The following is a 17,253-nucleotide window of genomic DNA, read 5'->3' as shown; positions in this document are numbered from 1 at the left end:
GGCTGCTATGAATGTAGAGACAATAATAAATTATATTAATATATATGGTTACTTTGTTATTTTTCTTTTTTTATTCTTTGGGATTGTCGGTATTCCTGCTCCGGAAGAATCGCTGCTCTTTTTAATCGGTGTGCTGAGTTTTCATCATCAGCTCTCATTGGGGCTGGCCATGCTGTGTTCCATTCTTGGGGCATTTACTGGAATGCTGGCCGCTTATTCAGTCGGAAAATTTGTAGGGTTCCCGTTTATTAAAAAGTACGGCAAGTATGCAGGGATTACTGCTGACCGTTGGGAAATGGTAAGTGGTAAATACACGACAAATGTTCGTAAAACCATCCTGATCGGTTTTTATCTGCCAGGTATCAGGCAAATAAGCCCATATTTTGCTGGGATCAACAACATTCCATTTCGGAGGTTTTTGTTTTTTTCCATGATAGGTACTTTCCTCTGGACCATTCCTTTTATTGTTGGGGGTTATTTTGCGGGGAAAGTATTTCATATAAATCCAGACTATGTTCCATATGTAGGAATTGCATTTTTCTTTCTTTTTTCGTTATATATGATCTTTAAGTATATCAAGGGGAAGAGAAGGAATTACCTAAATAGACACACAAATAAAACCTGAAAAGACATCTTTTCGGGCTTTTTGCCTTTTTTCAACCAAACTAAAAAAAAGCTGAAGGGAAGATTAAAAATCCATTAAAAAGCCAGTTTTTCTAGAAATGAGTGATACAGTGGAAGGGTCATTTAGAAATTATTATTTTTTAAGGATGATTTCTAGTAGAACAGGAGATGGAATAAGTGAAGAAGATTTTGTTTTTACCACTCTTACAAATGCAGTCGGGCCATCATCAAGTGGCTGAGGCTTTAATGGACCTTTTTAAACATCATACAGATGACATTAGTTTGAAAAAAATTGACTTATTGAGTTATACAAATAAATCGTTAGAAAAAGTGATCACAAAGGGCTATTTAAATTGGATTCGATACGCACCGGACACCTATAATATCGCCTACAAGAGCTTTTTTTACGTACCGCCAACAAAAAAACAGGCCTTTAAATGGTATCAACCTCTCTTTCTGAAGAAAATGGAGCAATTAATAGCAGAGGAAAAACCTGATTTACTTGTTTGTACGCATGGGTTCCCGTCCTATCTTCTAAGTAAGTTAAAAATGAAGGGGAAATGCGACATACCGATTATTAATGTCTATACCGATTTCTTTATTAATAGTGTTTGGGGAAAAGAGGGAATCGACCTCCATTTCCTCCCTAGTCAAGAGGTCAAAGAAAGACTCAGCACAAGATATCAAATTCCAGATCAACAGATGATTGTTACGGGGATTCCTGTCCATGAAGAAATTTCGAAAACCGTTAAGCGAAAACAACCCAAGGATGGTCGTCCCAAAATCTTATTATCTGGCGGGAATAGCGGGTTAGGCGGGCTTTTAAAGTTAGCTGAGGAATTAAAAAGCTCCTCAAACTTAGAGTTCTTGGTTCTGTGTGGGAAAAACAAGAAGCTTTATGATGAAATCCTTTCGTGGGATTTAGATCATATTAAACCACTAACCTATCTTTCTTCCCGCTCAGAAATGAATTTACTTTATGAAGAAGTTGATGCGATTGTCTCAAAACCAGGAGGAGTCACCATAAGTGAAGCAATCCGAAAAAGACTGCCGATCTTTGTTCATTCCGCACTTCCTGGACAAGAGGAAATAAATCTTCAATATTTAAAACGTAAGAAGCTCGTATTTGAGCTTGACCATCAATCTTCATTGGAAAAGCAATTTCTAAGTGTATTAAAGGATCAGAATAGAATGAATCACTGGGAGCATGCGGTCGATTCTTACCAGCAAGGAATAAAGCTGGACAAGCCAGAAAAAATCGTGGAGTTGTTTGCTCACATCCTAGACCAAAAAAAGAGTGTCAGGCACTTGGGATTCGTTAATTATTCTTCACCGTTACGAATTTAAGATAGCGGGAAAACATGAATGAGGAGGTTAAGTTAAGTTGTCTAATTTAGACTATAGTATTTTTCAAATCATCAATCACCTAGCCATCAGTGAGCGATTTTTAAATCCATTGATGATTTTTTTAGCAGAAAAAGCAGAGTATTTATTTTTCGCAGGAATCATTTTTTATTGGTTTTATCGTAAATCACATAATCGGAAAATGGTCGTTGAAGCCATTTTGGCTGCTTGTGTTGCATTAAGTATAAACGGAGAAATCGGCCACTTCTTTTACCGGAATCGTCCTTTTGTCGCCCATCATGTAAACTGGCTGATTCCGCATGCGAAAAACGCCTCGTTTCCAAGTGACCACGCGACAGCAGCATTCGTAATTGCAACAGCCATTTGGATTTGGAAAAAACGGGACGGCTGGATGTGGTTAATTTTAGCTGCAGGAATTGCTTTGTCCCGTGTTTGGACAGGAGTACATTATCCACTAGATGTGGCAGCGGGAATGTTGATCGGGGCAGGTGTGGCATTTGCCGTCCATTTCTTACTCATTCGATTCAAGGAATTAAACAAGGTTATCCTTTGGTTAATTGAGTTCTATGAGAAAATGGAAAGTAATTTTTTAAAAAAGACACCCCTTGCAAGAAAACGTTAGAAAGAAGAGCCACATGGTTCTTCTTTTTGTCATATAACAGTAAAAAAATCATAAAATCTAAAGTTATCTGTTCGCTTTAAATAGTGTAGGGAGGGGATTCCATGTTCTATGCAATGTGGCTGGAAGGTCAATTGTTGTGGAATATGCCATTATTAGCCTGCCTCATTTGCCTAACCGCCATTTATGTATATGTAACAGCATCTAATACAAATATCAAATTTTATCAAAAGCAGCCCCTGCTATATTTCCTCAGTTTAGGCATCATGTACTTAACCTTTGGCAGTCCATTTGAAACAATTAGTCATCTGTCGTTTAGCCTGCACATGCTTCAAATGAGTATTTTATATTTTATTATCTCCCCTTTATTTGTATTAGGTATCCCGGATGCTTTAATCCAGTCCCTTCGAGAACATTCCCTAACAAAACGAGTCAGCAAGTACGTATTGCCGTCAAAAGCCGCCTTGTATACGTTTGGGGCGATGTTCCTAATGTACCATTTCCCAATCGTGTTAACATCTCTAGCCCAAACCTCTATTGTTCATAATGGATATTTATTTGTACTGCTGCTCCTATCTTTTCGGATGTGGCAGCCAATCACCGTCCCTGACCCGAAGAAGGAGCATTCACATGAGCAGAATAAACGGTATCTTTTTCTTAGCGGTCTAGTCATTATGCCTGCCTGTTTGCTATTTATTATCACTGCTTTCATAGGTGGAATGAATAATCCTCTTCTATCTGAACTCACCGCAAATCTCTGTATCTCACCTTCCCAACTAAGCCAATTAAGCTCCCTTGATATTCTGCCTTCAACATTTAACACAAGACTTGATCAAATGTTTGCGGGAATCCTGATGTTAGGAATGCATAAATTTGGAGTAGTCCTGACCGTTCGTCTTGGCAGAAAAACGAAAAGCGGGGCTGTAGCGGGGGGTGTGGACTGAACTCCATAGCCTCTATTTATTGAGGATACTTTCCAAAGTTGTTCAATATATTCTGCGATAATTTTGGGAATGGTATGTATGGGGAGAATTTACAGGATGGCAGGGGGGGATTGTTATTTATAAAAAACAAGAACGGAATCTCATTTGGCTGGCCTTTATTGTGGCCTCCATTATGGGAATATCGATTATTGGACGGCTGTTTTCAGGATAAGAGAGGTGGTAAGTGAATGGGAAATGAAGAGGCCGTATTTTTTAGCCGTGTACTGACAGAATTAACCTTGTCCTTTCATATTATCTACGCAACCATCGGCGTTGGCATTCCGATGATGATTATGATTGCTCAATGGGTCGGGATCAAGAAACAGGACGAACACTATATTTTATTAGCACGAAGATGGACAAGGGGATATGTGATTACCGTAGCTGTTGGTGTTGTAACCGGGACTGCAATCGGGTTACAGCTATCACTTCTATGGCCCAACTTTATGCAGTTAGCTGGAAATGTCATTGCGCTGCCGCTATTTTTGGAGACCTTTGCTTTCTTTTTTGAAGCTATTTTTTTAGGTATATACATATACACATGGGATCGTTTCGAAAACCAGAAAAAACATTTGCTCCTGCTCATTCCCGTGGCATTAGGGGCCTCATTTTCAGCTGTCTTTATTACGATTGTGAATGCATTCATGAATGCGCCTCGGGGCTTCGATGTAGTGAATGGTCAGCTCGTGGATGTGAGTCCCATTTTGGCAATGTTTAACCCGGCCATGCCAACAAAAGTTGCCCATGTGGTTGTCACCGCGTATATGACTGCCGCCTTTGTCCTCGCTGCGATTGGTGCCTTCCGGTTACTGAGAGGTTCCAATTCTACGTACCATAAAAAAGCCTTGTTTCTAACCATGAAACTTGGATTCGTCTTTTCAGTAGCCACCGCTCTTTTAGGAGATTTCTCCGGGAAGTATTTAGCTGAATACCAGCCGGAAAAACTAGCTGCGGCTGAGTGGCATTTTGAAACGGGAAAAGGTGTGCCGCTCGTTCTTTATGGTGTGCTAGATGATGGGGAAGTGAAATATGCACTGAAAATTCCTTTTGCACTCAGCATCTTGGCCCATGAAGTCCCAAATGCAGAAGTAGTCGGGCTTGATCATTTTCCGAAGGATGAAGTGCCGCCGCTCTATATTCATTATTTATTTGATACGATGGTAACCATCGGTATGTGGATGACCCTGCTCTCATTCTTGTATGTCATAGGTAGATGGCGTCAATGGCGATTTGTTTTATCTCAGTGGTTTCGCTGGCTGATTGTGCTTGGTGGTCCTCTTTCCATTCTAGCAATTGAAGCTGGATGGTGGCTCGATGAGGTCGGACGCCAGCCATGGATTTTACGGGGAATATTACGGACAGAACATGCCGCAACAACAAGTAATCAAGTTGATCTTATGCTGGTGTTATTTGCTGGCCTTTATCTTGTCCTTGGTGTGGGCAGTGTAGTTGTCCTGTGGCGGATGTTCCGGAAGAATACAGTGGAACAGGAATTGGCCGACAGAGCCGCCGAGAAAGCAGGTGATGCGTAATGACACTCGAAATTATCGGTATTTCAGCACTGGGGCTGTTTTTGTTTGGATATATTATCATTGCATCGATTGACTTTGGGGCAGGATTTTTTAACGCATTCAGTACATTAACCAGAAAACAACATATTTTAACGAAGATCATTCAACGCTATTTATCGCCTGTCTGGGAAGTCACGAATGTGTTTTTAGTGTTTTTCTTCGTCGGGATGGTTGGTTTTTTTCCAAAAACAGCCTATTACTTTGGGACCACCCTGCTTGTACCGGCAAGTATCGCAATTATTCTACTGGCGATTCGAGGGGCGTATTATGCGTTTACGACCTACGGAGGGCTCAGACATAAGCGGTACACTATTTTATATGGGCTAACGGGATTATTCATTCCTGCGTCGTTGTCGAGTGTCTTGTCCATTTCGGAAGGCGGCTTTGTGAAAATTGAAAATTCGGCACCGGTCCTCGATAATTGGGCATTGTTTACGAGCCCATTATCATGGAGTATTGTCGTACTAAGTCTAACGGCAGTGTTATATATATCCGCTGTGTTTTTGACTTGGTATGCCCATCATGCAAAGGACGAGGCAGCAACGAATCTGTTGCGGAAATATGCACTTAGCTGGGCCGGACCAGCTATTATTACGGCTGCCGGGATTATTTTTGAAATGAAGACCCATAATCCTGAACATTATCAGCGTTTACTTGACCTCTGGTGGCTGTTCGGGTTGTCGGTTGTTTTCTTTGCGGGAACGGTTTATTTAATTTGGAAGCGGCGTTCCTATGGGCTGGCATTCTGGCTATTGGTGGGGCAATTTGCCCTTGCCTTCCTTGCCTACGGTGCATCCCATTACCCATATTTACTATATCCGTATATCACCCTGTACGACAGCTTTACCAATCAATCAATGGCAATTGCCTTGATTGTGGCCTTTATTGCAGGGCTGGGATTACTCCTCCCGTCATTGTACCTGTTGTTAAAATTGTTTTTGTTTAACAAAGAATATGTCCAAGGAAATCGGAATGATGAACATGCGTAAGGGGGGAATGTGATGGATGATTTTTTGCTATTTTATGCCCCGTTTCTGGTCATGTTTGCATCGATTGGCGTGGCGTTTTGGGTGGCACTAAAGGATGGTTTGGTAGAAAAATAAAAAAACGGCTGAGCGATCAGCCGTTTTTTGGTGTAAAGGATTATTTCAGACTACGTTGTAAAAAGGCCTTTGTCCGTTCATTCTTCGGGTTCGTAAACAGCTCTGCAGGCGAACCTGATTCAACAATCTCCCCGTTATCCATAAAGATAACTCTATTTGCAACTCCCTGCGCAAAGCCCATCTCGTGAGTGACGACAATCATCGTCATGTGTTCCTCCGCCAAATCCTTCATGACTTTCAACACCTCACCCGTCAATTCAGGGTCTAAGGCAGAAGTCGGCTCATCAAAGAGCAGAATTTCTGGATTTAACATAAGTGCCCGGGCGATGGCTACACGTTGTTTCTGTCCGCCTGATAGTTTTGCCGGATAGGCATTGGCCCGGTCAGCAAGACCAATTTTATCAAGGAGTTCACTGCTTCTTTTTTGAATAGCAGCAGCGGATTCTTTCTTCAGCATTTTAGGGGCAAGTTCCAAATTCTCTTTCACGGTAAGGTGTGGGAAGAGGTTGAAATGCTGAAAAACCATCCCCATTCTTGCATTAATTTCTTTTAATTCTTGCGGATTTGCGTAAATGCCATCTTTCACTAAATGCTTTCCAGAAACAACAATGCTTCCAGCATCTATTTTTTCCAGATGGGCCAAACTGCGGAGCATCGTACTTTTTCCTGAACCAGATGGACCGATTACCGCAACAACATCATTTTTATGAACATCAAATGTAATATTTTTTAAAACATCTAGGTTTCCATATGATTTTTTTAGGTTAGATATTTCAATAATAGGCATCTTCACCGCTCCTTCTTATTCAAATTTGAACCGTTTTTCGAGCCCTTTAAAGACCATGGTTAACAGAAGCGTCATGATCAAATAAATAATTCCAGCGACGAAGAACGGAACAATGGTAAAGTCACGATTGACCGCTGTTTGCGCAAAATGCAGCAATTCAGGAACAGCAACCGCATAGAGGAGGGCGGTATCTTTCACTAACGTCACCGATTCGTTGGCAACGGATGGAAGGGCAATCCGGAACATTTGCGGCAGGATGACCCGCGTTAAGGTCTGCCATTTATTTAAGCCAAGGACTTGTGATGCCTCATATTGGCCTTTATCAATCGCAAGCAGCCCACCGCGGAAGATTTCAGCAAAATAAGCGGCATAGTTCAAGATGAAACCGATACAGGCAGCAACAAAGCGATCCAATACTAAATATTCACCAACCACTGGAATCATCGGCAGCCCAAAACAGATAAATAACAATTGAAGTAGCAGCGGTGTTCCACGCATCACATAAATATAGCCTTCTGCAAGCAAGGAGAGTGGTTTAAAACGGCTGCCGACAGCTAGCGTTAAAACAAACCCGAGCGGAATGGACACGACAATGGCAATCAAAAACAAGAGGATGGTCATCTGTGCCCCTTCGAGCATCGGTTTTAGTATGGAAATTAGATAATCAACAGACATTTGATTTCCTCCAAAAGCAAAACAGGGTTCCCTATGGAAATCCTGTTCGCTCTATATTCGTTATTAGTTTAATACTTTATTTTCGCCAAACCACTTTTCTGAAATTTGGGCAGCTGTGCCATCCTCATTCATCTCGTCGAGTGCTTTTTGCAGGTCTTTCAGTAAGTCTTCATTCCCTTTTTTAACGCCAATTCCGTATTCTTCAGGAGCTAATGATTCATTAAGAATCTTGAAGGCTTCTTTTTCTTTCGACATATAATAATCAATGACAACTTCATCAATAACGACTGCATCCAACCGGCCGCTCTTTAAATCGGTTAAAGCTTGGACATTATCTGAAAACTCGGTTACGGTCTTTATGTTTGCTTTGATTGGTGAAGCATCTAAAGCATCCGATGCGGAAGACAGTGTTTGCAGGCCGACTACTTTACCCGCTAAATCGTTTAATTTAGTTAGCTTTGAATCAGCCTTGGTCACAACCACTTGGGCATTTTTTAAGTATGGCTTTGTGAAAAGAACTTTCTTTTTACGTTCATCTGTAATAGTGTATCCGTTCCAAATGAGGTCAATTCTTCCACTGCTAAGTTCCGCTTCTTTTGTACTCCAATCAATCGGTTGGAACTTTACCTTTTTCCCCATTTTTTTGGCTGCTGCACTGGCATAATCAATGTCAAAACCAACAATCTTGTTATCTTTATCCCGGAACCCCATTGGAGCAAATTTATCATCGATCCCAATGACCAACGTGTTGTCCTTTGCTTCAGATGTTTTAGAGGAACAACCCGTAAGGATGGAGAATAATGCTGCTATGACTAAAACAATTGTTGATAAACGTTTCATATTCATACTACCACCTTATCTATTAATAATTTACTTTAGCACGTTACCGTATTATTACACTAACATATTATAACGCTATAACATTATTGAATACAATAGCTCTGTTAATAGTGGGAAAATTAAAAATTTTAATTAAGGAAACGAACGCTTTCTTTTTAAATGAATAATGTGGAAAATGATTGACAATCAAACCACCATTTGAATATCATATAATCAAACGAACCTTTGAATGATGGACGGTCTCTTTGGGCGGTTATACCGGCCGTTTTAGAGGCATACATCAAAATATTAAGAATAGAAAACACTAGCGTTAATCGTAATATTTTCGATTTAGAAAAAGATAAATAAATGAGCCACTCTAATCAGAGAGCTCGGGGGGGATTAACATGGGTCATCATCATCATGGTCATTCACATGGCCATTCGCACGGACATTCACATACGAGTAATAAACATGCATTGTTGAGTTCCTTCCTATTAATTGCAGCCTTTATGATCGTGGAAGTAATTGGAGGACTGTTAACAAACAGTTTGGCGCTCTTGTCAGATGCAGGGCATATGCTGAGTGACGCGGCCGCACTGGGGTTAAGCTTTTTTGCCATTAAGCTCGGTGAGAAACAGGTATCGCAGGAAAAGACGTATGGCTATAAACGCTTTGAAATTATTGCTGCAGCCCTGAACGGCTTAACACTTGTGGTTATTTCCATCTATATCTTTTTTGAGGCGTTCCAACGCTTCTTCGATCCTCCAGAGGTGCAAAGTACTGGAATGCTGATGATATCTGTGACGGGGCTGATTGTAAACATTATCGCTGCTTGGATATTAATGAAGGGTGACAAGGACGAAAACCTGAATGTCAGAAGTGCTTTCTTGCATGTCCTAGGAGATATGCTGGGATCGGTGGGAGCGATTGTTGCAGCATTATTGATTATGTTTTTCGGCTGGGGGATTGCCGACCCAATCGCGAGTGTCATTGTTGCTGTCTTGATTCTCCTCAGTGGGTACAGGGTGATGAAGGACTCGTTTCATATCTTAATGGAGGGGGCGCCATCACAGATTGATATTAGTCATGTGAAAGAGGAACTTAAAAAGATCCCATTCGTAAAGGAAGTCCATGATTTGCACATTTGGACAATTACCTCTGGGTATCCCGTCTTGAGCTGCCATATTTCCATACTAGATAACGGTGTTCATGATGATATCCTCTCCCAATCCCAAAAGATTCTTCACGACCAATTTCACATCGAACACAGCACCATCCAAATAGAAAAAGAAGCAAACGGCTGCCCTAGCCCGCATGGGACATGTAATTAAATAATACATCCTTCCCAAAAACCTATCCGCAAACCAGATAGGTTTTTTTCTTTGCGTGTTTGTTCATTTTCATTTAGGATTAGATTGGTTATTTTTTCTTTATTAGTTAAAAATAACATGAATATGACAGATGAGTTTTCAGCTAGGAGGAAGACAATGAAGAAAAGTGGTTATCCACAAGACAAGCGTTTCAAAATTGCTCACAGGGAAGCTGTGATTGGAATAATCCTTGTTTTAATTAATTTTCTTTGGTGGTACGGCTTTGCCTATGGTCTCGGTTCAACCAAAGTAGAAAATTACACATACATATGGGGGTTGCCTGCTTGGTTTTTTTATAGTTGTATCGTAGGTTTTGTTATGATGGTTATACTTGTTATTTTTACGGTAAAAGTATTATTCAAGGATGTTCCCTTTGATGAAGAAGAGGGGGGAATCAAATGAATTGGGCCGTCATTACGCCGCTTTTAATTTTCTTATTCATTATCTTTGCTGTTGGCATGTGGTCAAATAAATTTGTCATTAAATCTCATTCATTCTTAGAGGAGTACTTTCTAGGGGAACGTCAAATGGGCGGTTTCATATTGGCAATGACGATGGTGGCGACATATGGCAGTGCCAGCAGTTTCATCGGTGGTCCAGGTGTAGCTTATACGCAAGGATTAGGCTGGGTTCTCCTAGCCATGGCCCAATTAGCCACTGGATATTTTACATTAATGGTCCTAGGTAAGAAGTTTGCCATTATTTCTCGTCAATACAAAGCCATCACCCTGATTGACTTTTTAAAAGAGAGGTACAAAAGTAAAGCAGTGGTATTAATGTCAGCAGCGAGTATCATTATTTTTCTATTTTCATCGATGACCGCGCAATGGATTGGCGGAGCACGTTTGGTAGAAAGTTTAACAGGATTACCCTACACGACCGCTCTATTAATCTTTGCCTTTTCGGTTCTCGTCTTTGTGATTGTCGGCGGCTTTCGAGCGGTTGCCATTACAGATACCATCCAAGGTGTGGTTATGTTTGGTGGAACATTAATCCTTTTAATCGCAACGATTAAGGCTGGTGGAGGAATCCCAAAGATTATCTCAGACTTGGCAGCAGAAAATCCTAATTTAATCAGTCCCTTTGGGGCTGAGCGGAGTTTGACACCAACCTTCGTTTCTTCCTTTTGGATTTTAGTAGGGATTGGTGTCGTCGGCTTGCCGCAAATTGCCGTCCGAGCGATGTCCTATAAAAATTCAAAGGCGATGCACAGTGCCATTATTATTGGAACCATTGTGGTCGGGTTTATCATGCTTGGTATGCATCTCATTGGCGTGTTCGCCAGACCCGTTCTCCCAGGTGTGAAAATTGGGGATACGGTTATGCCGATGTTATCGATGAAAGTACTGCCGCCATATGCGGCAGGTATTGTTCTTGCTGCGCCAATGGCTGCGATTATGTCGACTGTGGATGCCTTATTGATTTTGGTTAGCTCTGCTTTAGTGAAAGATGTCTATTTAAATTACATCAAGCCTGACGCAGGGAATGATCTTGTGAAAAAGGTTAGTTTTAGCGTAACGGCGATTATTGGAATTATTGTCATATTGTTCTCCTTAAGCCCGCCAGATTTGATTGTTTGGTTGAATCTGTTTTCTTTTGGAGGGCTTGAGTCGGTCTTTATTTGGCCGGTGGTTTTAGGCTTATATTGGAGCAGGGGCAATAAGTACGGAGCCATCACTTCGATGATTTTAGGGATGGGGTCATACATTTTATTGGATCAACTTTATCCAAATCCATTTGGCTTTCACACCGTTGTCTTCCCGATCCTACTTTCACTTTTGGGATTTGTAATAACTAGTCTATTTACTCAGCCAAAAGAAGGGAAAATGCATGTGAGTATGGAAAAATAGCGAAGAACGTTGGTATGGAAGTTTCAGCTATTCTTTTTGTTGCAATTTTGTGAATTAATTTTTAGAATAAATGAATAGTATCAATTGAATGAGGTGTACTCATTGGAAACCGTTATTCGAATTTTCTCAGCGCTTATTCTTCCAGGGCTGCTCGTCTTGCTTTTTACACGTGTCACTTATAATCGAGTGATTGGGCTCATCTTGACTGTGGCTCTCATTGCCACTTCAGTATATAAAGGTTATACCAACACGTTTATGATTATCGTGGTGGATGCTTTTTCGTTAACTGCAGGTTTTTGGCTGGCTGATAAAATGAGGCAAAGGGCATTGAAGAAGACCTAAGCATTGAAACAATCCAAGTCTGTCAGTAAAATGACAGGCTTTTTTTAATGAAATCGAATATTCGTTCGCATATTATTGGTTTGTTTTTAGGGGAATGTGGTAAAATGTAGATATGAATTTGAGAGGATACACTTGAAAGCATCCATCCCGGTCCATAACAAGGTACATATGCTGAAAAGTGATTGATTTTACGGGAGGGAAGATTCGTGAAAGATCAATTTGAATTAGTGTCAAAATACTCGCCTCAAGGGGATCAGCCGGAGGCGATCAGACAATTAGTTGACGGGCTCAAGAATAATAAAAAAGAACAGACATTGCTTGGTGCGACAGGTACGGGAAAAACATTTACAATTTCAAATGTGATTAAAGAGGTAAATAAACCAACGCTTATTATCGCTCATAACAAGACCCTCGCTGGACAGCTCTACAGTGAGTTCAAAGAATTTTTTCCAAACAATGCGGTTGAATATTTTGTCAGTTACTATGACTACTTTCAGCCAGAAGCTTACGTTCCACAGACGGATACATTCATTGAAAAAGATGCCAGTATCAATGATGAAATTGATAAATTGCGCCACTCAGCGACATCTTCCCTCTTCGAACGGAAAGATGTGATCGTAATTGCCTCGGTTTCTTGTATTTATGGTTTGGGTTCTCCGGAAGAATATCGAGAAATGGTGCTATCGCTTCGAACAGGAATGGAAATAGAGCGCAATCAGCTGTTACGTCGTTTAGTCGATATCCAATATGACCGAAATGATATTGACTTCAAGCGGGGAACCTTCCGTGTCCGTGGCGATGTGGTCGAGATTTTCCCTGCTTCTCGTGACGAGCATTGCCTTCGTGTCGAGTTTTTTGGTGATGAAATCGATCGAATTCGAGAAGTCGATGCGCTCACAGGCGAGATTATGGGTGAACGGGAACATGTCGCGATTTTCCCTGCCTCCCACTTCGTTACAAGGGAAGAAAAGCTGAGAATTGCGATTGAAAATATTGAAAAAGAACTTGAAGTACGTCTCGAAGAACTGCGCGAGGATAATAAATTGCTCGAAGCCCAGCGTCTTGAACAAAGGACACGCTATGACCTGGAAATGATGCGGGAAATGGGCTTTTGCTCAGGGATTGAGAATTATTCACGCCATTTAACGTTAAGAGAAGCAGGATCCACTCCTTATACCTTGCTTGACTATTTTCCAAAGGACTTTTTGATGGTGATTGACGAGTCGCATGTTACTTTGCCGCAAGTGAGAGGTATGTTTAATGGAGATAAAGCGCGGAAACAGGTGCTTGTGGATCACGGCTTTCGTCTGCCATCGGCCCTTGATAACCGGCCGTTAATGTTTGATGAGTTTGAAAAGCATATTCACAATATCATCTATGTTTCGGCCACACCTGGGCCGTACGAGTTGGAACATACACCGGAAATGGTTTCACAAATTATCCGCCCGACAGGACTATTAGACCCTACGATTGAGGTTCGTCCAATTGAAGGGCAGATTGATGACTTGATTGGCGAAATTCACGAACGGATACGGAGAAATGAACGTGTCCTTGTGACCACCTTGACGAAAAAAATGTCCGAAGATCTAACAGATTACTTGAAGGAAATCGGCATTAAAGTACAATATCTGCATTCGGAGGTAAAGACGCTCGAGCGGATTGAAATTATTCGGGAGCTGCGTCTCGGTAAATATGATGTTCTCATCGGGATAAACTTACTGAGGGAAGGGTTGGACATCCCAGAGGTATCACTGATAGCCATCCTTGATGCCGACAAAGAAGGCTTCCTTCGTTCGGAACGTTCGTTAATTCAAACGATTGGCCGTGCCGCCCGGAATGCCCAGGGACATGTCATCATGTACGCTGACAAGATCACGAATTCCATGGAATTAGCGATCACAGAAACAAGGCGCCGCCGTGCCATCCAAGAAGAGTACAACCAAAAGCATGGAATTGTCCCAATGACGATTCAAAAAGATATTCGTGACGTCATCCGTGCTACACATGCAGCTGAGGAGCAGGAAGATTACAAACCAGCGGCATCATTTAGTAAGATGAACAAGAAAGAAAGAGAAAAATTAATTGCCACAATGGAAAAAGAAATGAAGGTCGAAGCCAAAGCGCTTAATTTCGAACGGGCGGCTGAGCTTCGTGATTTAATTTTGGAATTGAAAGCGGAAGGATGACGTATAAATGGCAATGGAAAAACTGATTGTGAAAGGCGCTAGAGCCCACAATTTGAAAAATATTGATGTCACCATTCCGAGAGATAAGCTTGTTGTCTTAACAGGACTTTCCGGGTCTGGGAAGTCCTCGCTCGCCTTTGATACGATTTATGCCGAGGGGCAAAGACGCTACGTCGAATCCCTTTCTGCCTATGCACGGCAATTTCTAGGCCAGATGGATAAACCGGATGTGGATGCGATTGAGGGTCTCTCCCCGGCAATCTCCATCGATCAAAAAACAACAAGCCGTAACCCCCGTTCGACGGTCGGTACGGTGACAGAAATCTATGATTATTTGCGGTTATTATATGCAAGGGTCGGGCATCCAACGTGTCCAATCCATGGAATTGAAATCTCCTCACAGACGATTGAGCAGATGGTTGACCGGATTTTAGAATACCCCGAACGGACCAAAATGCAAATCTTAGCCCCGGTGGTGTCTGGCCGAAAGGGAACGCATGTGAAGGTGCTCGAAGACATTAAAAAACAAGGCTTTGTCCGCGTCCGAGTTGACGGGGAAATGCTCGACCTTGGCGATGAGATTGAGTTAGAGAAAAATAAAAAGCATTCGATTGAAGTTATTATTGACCGGATTGTTGTCAAGGAAGGGGTCTCAGCACGGATTGCTGATTCCCTCGAAACGGCACTAAAACTAGGCGAAGGAAAGGTCATCGTCGATGTGATTGGGCAAGAAGAACTGTTGTTCAGTGAAAATCATGCCTGTCCGCATTGTGGTTTTTCGATTGGAGAACTAGAGCCGCGGATGTTTTCGTTCAATAGTCCGTTTGGTGCCTGCCCTGAATGTGACGGACTCGGTTCTAAGCTCGAAGTCGATGTGGAACTTGTCATCCCCAACTGCGACTTGACACTGAAGGAGCATGCGATTGCGCCGTGGGAACCAACCAGCTCTCAGTACTACCCGCAGCTGCTTGAGGCAGTATGTGATCATTTCGGTGTAGATATGAATATCCCTGTGAAGGATATCCCGGAGCACCTTTTGGAAAAAGTTCTCTATGGAGGCGGCCGTGAAAAAATCTATTTCCGCTATGAAAATGATTTTGGACAAGTCCGCGAGGGGAATATTGAATTTGAAGGTGTTATCCGCAATGTTGAGCGTCGTTATAAAGAAACCAGCTCCGATTATATCCGGGAGCAAATGGAAAAATATATGGGTCAAAAACCATGTCCAACCTGTAAGGGTTATCGATTGAAAAAAGAAACCTTGGCCGTCCTTATTAATGGCCGCCATATTGCCCAAATTACCGACCTTTCCATTGAAGAGGCCAATCAATTTTTTGCAGAATTAACGCTTTCTGATAAAGAAATGCAAATTGCCAAACTGATCTTCAATGAAATCAGTGAGCGGCTTGGCTTCTTAATTAATGTCGGTCTCGATTATTTAACATTGAGCCGGACTGCTGGTACACTGTCAGGCGGGGAGGCCCAGCGGATTCGCTTAGCCACACAAATCGGTTCGCGTTTAACCGGTGTCTTATATATCTTGGATGAACCGTCGATTGGGCTTCATCAACGGGATAATGACCGCTTAATTGGAACGCTGCAAAATATGCGCGATATCGGCAACACTTTGATTGTGGTTGAGCATGATGAAGACACGATGATTGCGGCCGATTACCTGATTGATATCGGTCCGGGTGCCGGGGTTCATGGCGGAGAAATCGTTTCTGCTGGAACACCAGCCGAAGTCATGGCAGATCCTCATTCATTAACAGGTCAATACTTATCAGGGAAGAAGTTTATCCCGCTTCCCTTAGAACGACGCAAGCCGGATGGCCGCTTTATTGAAATCAAGGGTGCATCGGAAAACAATTTAAAAAATGTCAATGTGAAGCTGCCACTTGGGATGTTTATTGCAATTACAGGCGTGTCTGGTTCTGGGAAGAGTACCCTTATTAACGAGATCTTACATAAATCATTGGCCCAAAAGCTTCATCATGCAAAAACAAAGCCTGGTGAACATAAGAGTATTAAAGGCATCGATTATTTAGAGAAAGTCATTGACATCGATCAATCGCCAATTGGCCGAACACCGCGTTCGAACCCAGCAACATATACGGGTGTTTTTGATGATGTTCGTGATGTGTTTGCGAACACAAACGAGGCGAAGGTCCGCGGTTATAAAAAGGGACGCTTCAGTTTTAATGTGAAGGGCGGCCGCTGTGAGGCCTGCCGCGGCGATGGAATCATTAAAATTGAAATGCACTTCTTGCCAGATGTGTATGTACCTTGCGAAATTTGCCATGGCAAACGTTATAACCGTGAAACGTTAGAAGTAAAGTACAAAGGGAAGAATGTTTCGGACATTCTCGATATGACCGTGGAAGCGGCAGTAGAATTTTTCGAGAACATTCCGAAAATAAGCCGTAAACTGCAAACCATCTTGGATGTCGGCCTTGGTTACGTTAAACTTGGTCAGCCGGCAACAACTCTATCCGGAGGGGAAGCCCAGCGTGTCAAATTAGCATCAGAACTGCACCGCCGATCGTCAGGCAAATCCTTCTATATTCTCGATGAACCGACAACGGGTCTTCATGTCGATGATATTTCTCGTTTGCTCGTTGTGCTGCAGCGCTTAGTTGAAAATGGCGACACGGTCCTTGTGATTGAGCATAACCTCGATGTCATAAAGGCCGCTGATTACCTTGTCGATCTAGGACCAGAAGGCGGAGATAAGGGCGGAACAATCGTCGCCACGGGAACTCCTGAAAAAGTGGCGGAAGTTCGGGAATCGTACACGGGAAAATACTTAAAGCCGATTCTTGAGCGGGACCGCCTTCGAATGAAACAGCAAATAGAAGATAAGAGTGCTATAAAAGCATAAAAAGAGCCTTAGGCTCTTTTTTTTATGTCATTTTTCGGTTAAGGAAGTCTGTAAATTTGTCATGGCGAAATTATG

General features: G+C 42.1%; 16 protein-coding genes. 13 read left to right on the top strand and 3 right to left on the bottom strand.

Annotated features, from left to right (window positions below):
* The first annotated feature begins 7 nt into the window (after positions 1-7).
* The 7 genes from M3610_RS08265 (at position 8) to cydS (ending at position 6,265) form a co-directional block, all read left to right on the top strand.
* Positions 8-625, top strand: coding sequence for a DedA family protein (locus tag M3610_RS08265; protein ID WP_251458149.1), 618 nt, complete (start codon positions 8-10; stop codon positions 623-625).
* A 176-nt stretch (positions 626-801) separates the two neighbouring features.
* Complete coding sequence (locus M3610_RS08260; RefSeq protein ID WP_251458146.1) at positions 802-1,971, top strand: MGDG synthase family glycosyltransferase; 1,170 nt, start codon at positions 802-804, stop codon at positions 1,969-1,971.
* Between the two features lie 37 nt (positions 1,972-2,008).
* Positions 2,009-2,611: an undecaprenyl-diphosphatase gene (locus M3610_RS08255; RefSeq protein WP_251458143.1), complete on the top strand. Its 603-nt coding sequence runs from the start codon at positions 2,009-2,011 to the stop codon at positions 2,609-2,611.
* Positions 2,612-2,712: 101 nt separating this feature from the next.
* The gene (locus M3610_RS08250) at positions 2,713-3,552 is read left to right on the top strand and encodes a cytochrome c oxidase assembly protein (RefSeq protein WP_251458140.1); all 840 of its coding nucleotides are present in this window, start codon (positions 2,713-2,715) and stop codon (positions 3,550-3,552) included.
* Between the two features lie 227 nt (positions 3,553-3,779).
* On the top strand, positions 3,780-5,123 hold the full coding sequence (locus tag M3610_RS08245; RefSeq protein WP_251458137.1) for a cytochrome ubiquinol oxidase subunit I: 1,344 nt from the start codon (positions 3,780-3,782) through the stop codon (positions 5,121-5,123).
* Positions 5,123-6,151 (top strand): cytochrome d ubiquinol oxidase subunit II, encoded by a 1,029-nt coding sequence (locus tag M3610_RS08240; protein WP_098572294.1) that lies wholly within the window; start codon positions 5,123-5,125, stop codon positions 6,149-6,151. The genes M3610_RS08245 and M3610_RS08240 overlap by 1 nt, the downstream gene beginning before the upstream one ends.
* Before the next feature lie 12 nt (positions 6,152-6,163).
* Entirely contained in the window at positions 6,164-6,265 is a 102-nt protein-coding gene (gene cydS, locus M3610_RS28505; RefSeq protein ID WP_396953636.1) for a cytochrome bd oxidase small subunit CydS family protein, read from the top strand.
* A 40-nt stretch (positions 6,266-6,305) separates the two neighbouring features.
* On the opposite strand, the gene M3610_RS08235 is transcribed toward cydS, so the two are convergent.
* From M3610_RS08235 to M3610_RS08225, 3 genes are all read right to left on the bottom strand, one after another.
* Positions 6,306-7,052 carry an amino acid ABC transporter ATP-binding protein gene (locus M3610_RS08235; protein WP_285851002.1) on the bottom strand — a complete coding sequence of 249 codons (747 nt, stop codon included), beginning with the start codon at positions 7,050-7,052 and terminating at the stop codon, positions 6,306-6,308.
* Between the two features lie 15 nt (positions 7,053-7,067).
* Positions 7,068-7,727 carry an amino acid ABC transporter permease gene (locus tag M3610_RS08230; RefSeq protein WP_026567764.1) on the bottom strand — a complete coding sequence of 220 codons (660 nt, stop codon included), beginning with the start codon at positions 7,725-7,727 and terminating at the stop codon, positions 7,068-7,070.
* A 63-nt stretch (positions 7,728-7,790) separates the two neighbouring features.
* Entirely contained in the window at positions 7,791-8,567 is a 777-nt protein-coding gene (locus M3610_RS08225; RefSeq protein ID WP_251458134.1) for an amino acid ABC transporter substrate-binding protein, read from the bottom strand.
* A gap of 386 nt (positions 8,568-8,953) precedes the next feature.
* Here M3610_RS08225 and M3610_RS08220 point away from each other — a divergent pair, with 386 nt between their 5' ends.
* From M3610_RS08220 to uvrA, 6 genes are all read left to right on the top strand, one after another.
* A complete protein-coding gene (locus M3610_RS08220; RefSeq protein WP_251458132.1) occupies positions 8,954-9,880 on the top strand; it encodes a cation diffusion facilitator family transporter in 927 nt (308 codons plus the stop codon).
* A gap of 156 nt (positions 9,881-10,036) precedes the next feature.
* A complete protein-coding gene (locus tag M3610_RS08215) occupies positions 10,037-10,321 on the top strand; it encodes a YhdT family protein (protein WP_251458130.1) in 285 nt (94 codons plus the stop codon).
* The gene (gene panF / locus M3610_RS08210; RefSeq protein WP_251458127.1) at positions 10,318-11,769 is read left to right on the top strand and encodes a sodium/pantothenate symporter; all 1,452 of its coding nucleotides are present in this window, start codon (positions 10,318-10,320) and stop codon (positions 11,767-11,769) included. Before M3610_RS08215 ends, panF begins: the two co-directional genes overlap by 4 nt.
* Before the next feature lie 102 nt (positions 11,770-11,871).
* Entirely contained in the window at positions 11,872-12,111 is a 240-nt protein-coding gene (locus M3610_RS08205; RefSeq protein WP_098572301.1) for a DUF2198 family protein, read from the top strand.
* 206 nt (positions 12,112-12,317) lie between these two features.
* The gene (uvrB, locus tag M3610_RS08200) at positions 12,318-14,297 is read left to right on the top strand and encodes an excinuclease ABC subunit UvrB (RefSeq protein WP_098572302.1); all 1,980 of its coding nucleotides are present in this window, start codon (positions 12,318-12,320) and stop codon (positions 14,295-14,297) included.
* 7 nt (positions 14,298-14,304) lie between these two features.
* Entirely contained in the window at positions 14,305-17,178 is a 2,874-nt protein-coding gene (uvrA, locus tag M3610_RS08195) for an excinuclease ABC subunit UvrA (protein WP_251458124.1), read from the top strand.
* Positions 17,179-17,253 lie beyond the last annotated feature (75 nt).

The sequence above is a fragment of the Neobacillus sp. MER 74 genome (assembly GCF_023714155.1).
The sequence above is the reverse complement of the archived record's forward strand: the minus strand, read 5'-3'. Positions and strand labels throughout refer to the sequence as shown.